This is a genomic window from Kingella denitrificans ATCC 33394 (genome assembly GCF_000190695.1).
Classification (GTDB): domain Bacteria; phylum Pseudomonadota; class Gammaproteobacteria; order Burkholderiales; family Neisseriaceae; genus Kingella_A; species Kingella_A denitrificans.
The window spans coordinates 1414659-1417180 of record NZ_GL870929.1 but is presented as its reverse complement, the minus strand read 5'-3'; the positions used below and the strand labels follow the sequence as shown (position 1 = coordinate 1417180).

Here is a 2522-nt window from a genome sequence, read left to right as displayed (position 1 = left end):
CAGCCCGGTTACTTTGGGTAACGTAGCCCCAGGCACGTTGAGCGCCACTAGCACCGAAGCTGTAAACGGCAGCCAGCTGTACGCCACCAACCAAAATGTGGCTAAAGGCATCAATTTCGGCGGCACTACCGGTAGCAACAACTACCAGTTGGGTGATACCATCAACGTGAAAGGTGACAGTAACATTACCAGCACCACCGTAAACGGCGGCGTACAGCTGGGATTGAACCCGAACCTGAACGTAACCAGCGTTACCGCTACTGATGCAGCCGGCAACCAAACCGTTACTAACGGCGGCGGCGTGACCATCACTCCGGCAGCAGGCGGCAACCCCGTAAGCCTCACTACCGGCGGTTTGAATAACGGCGGCAACAAGATTACCAACGTAGCACCAGGGGAGATCTCTGCAACCTCTACGGATGCGGTAAACGGCAGTCAGCTACACAATGCCATCAACAACACTGTTGGCAACGTTGCTGGTGCGGTTGAAAACTTGCAAAACCGTATGGGTAAACTGCAAGATGATTCCGAGGCGGGTACTGCTTCAGCATTGGCTGCCGCCGGTTTGCCACAGGCTTATCTGCCGGGTAAAAGCATGATTGCTGTTTCGGGTAGCACATACCGTGGTCAGCAAGGTTATGCAGTTGGTATGTCTGCCATCAGCGACAGCGGTAACTGGATTGTGAAAGGCACTGCAACCGGCAATAGCCGCGGACATTTCGGTGCAACTATCGGTGCCGGTTATCAATGGTAATATTTTGATTGGGATAAAAAGCAGCCTGCACTTTTGCGGTGCTGCTTTTCCCAGTGATTCATTTATAAGGATATGATAATGTTGAATAAAAAAGTGAAAATGGCCGTATTGCTTGCTGTGGGCACAATTGCGTTGTCCGCATGTAACTCAGTGAATTCGCATCCAAACCGCAATGGTGAAAGTGATCGTTTGGATTGGCCAAATGTCAGCAAAACTACATTTAACAAACAACGCGGCACATTCCCGAATGTGAACAATTTGAACCAAATCCGTTCAGGCATGACCAAAGACGAATTGTATGATTTGATTGGCCGCCCTCATTTCAATGAAGGTTTCCGCGTACGCGAATGGGATTACTTGTTCCACTTCAATACACCTGGCGTGGGCACTGAAGGCGTAACCACTTGCCAATACAAAGTTTTGTTTGACAGCCAAAGATATGCGCGCAGTTTCCATTGGCGCGCGGTGGATCCTGTGAATGCAGTGTGCCCTCCGGTTGTGGAAAAACCGGCTCCTGCCCCAGCAGTGATTCAAGCCGAACCGCAAGTCATTATCCGTGAAGTGGCGCCGACCAGAGCGCGCATCCGTCAATAATGCGCGGTTTAAAAGCAGCCTGCACATTGGGTTTGGCACTATTTCTTTCGCCCGCGTTTTCGCAAACAACGGCAAACGGTAGTGCCGCTTCGGCTTATATGCAGAGCAAGCGCGTGGTGGTCGATACCCAGAAGGCGGAACTGTGTTTTGCCGATACGCAAGACTGCCACCGCGTGCTGATTGGCAAAAGCACACCCAAAGGCACGTTTGATATGAATCTGGTTTCCACCACTGCCGCAGGGTATGGCGGAGAGGTGATCGGTTTTAAGCAGGAAGGCAATTTTCTGTTTGCGCTGCACCGCGTGTGGACACTGAAGCCATCAGAAAGACGGCTGGAGCGCATCGCTTCCGATAACGTGGCCGACCGAATCATGACCAACGGCTGCATCAATGTCAGCAACGAAGTTTACGAAAAATTGCGTCAGTATTTCATATTGGAAATTATTTAAATCACGGCGCACCAATACACAACCGCATTCTGAATCGTTTAGAATGCGGTTTATTTTTGCAGTGTCAAAAGCAGCCTGCACGTTTATTTAACCATCAAATCATGAACAAATTTGGCCGTAAAAGAATCCAATCGCCCCGCGCATTGTGGAGATTGCGCGCATATCTCAAACGTGGAGGCATTATTGCCTATCCAACCGAATCCTGTTATGGGCTAGGCGGATTGCCCACACATGCCGGTGCTATCCGCCGGATTATCCGACTTAAAAAACGGCCGCAAAATAAAGGATTGATTGTAATTGGAAACGAATTGCAGCAGTTGCAGCCGCTATTGTGCAGGCTGCCTGATGACACGCAGCAACAGCTCCAAAACATTTGGCCCGCTCCGAAAACATTTGTATTGTCCTGCCGCACCAAGGTGCATCCAATGCTAAGAGGGGCAAGGCGGCGGCAGCTTGCCACACGGGTTCCCGATCATTTATTAGCCCGACAAATTTGCCGAGAAGCCAAAAGCGCATTAATTTCAACATCGTGCAATCGCGCCAAACAAAAGCCCTGCCGTAATTCAAAAGAAGCTCGGAAACGGTTTGGCAGGCAAGTATGGATACTGGGCGGGCAGGTTGGAAAGCGAAAAAATCCCAGCAAAATTATTGATTGGAGCACAAAAACACAGTTGCGGTGATTAAAATATGTATTTCTTTGTCGGAATAGTGAGGAAACATCGAAC

General features: G+C 49.9%; 4 protein-coding genes. All 4 read left to right on the top strand.

Going from position 1 to position 2522, the window contains the following annotated elements; translation table 11 throughout:
• Positions 1 to 754, top strand: a 754-nt coding sequence (locus HMPREF9098_RS07165) for a YadA family autotransporter adhesin (RefSeq protein WP_257004608.1), incomplete at its 5' end; no start/stop codon positions are given.
• Between the two features lie 78 nt (positions 755 to 832).
• Complete coding sequence (locus tag HMPREF9098_RS07160; RefSeq protein WP_050781241.1) at positions 833 to 1348, top strand: outer membrane protein assembly factor BamE; 516 nt, start codon at positions 833 to 835, stop codon at positions 1346 to 1348.
• Entirely contained in the window at positions 1348 to 1797 is a 450-nt protein-coding gene (locus HMPREF9098_RS07155) for a hypothetical protein (RefSeq protein ID WP_003783364.1), read from the top strand. Before HMPREF9098_RS07160 ends, HMPREF9098_RS07155 begins: the two co-directional genes overlap by 1 nt.
• Before the next feature lie 101 nt (positions 1798 to 1898).
• Positions 1899 to 2477: an L-threonylcarbamoyladenylate synthase gene (locus HMPREF9098_RS11470; protein WP_081457169.1), complete on the top strand. Its 579-nt coding sequence runs from the start codon at positions 1899 to 1901 to the stop codon at positions 2475 to 2477.
• Positions 2478 to 2522 lie beyond the last annotated feature (45 nt).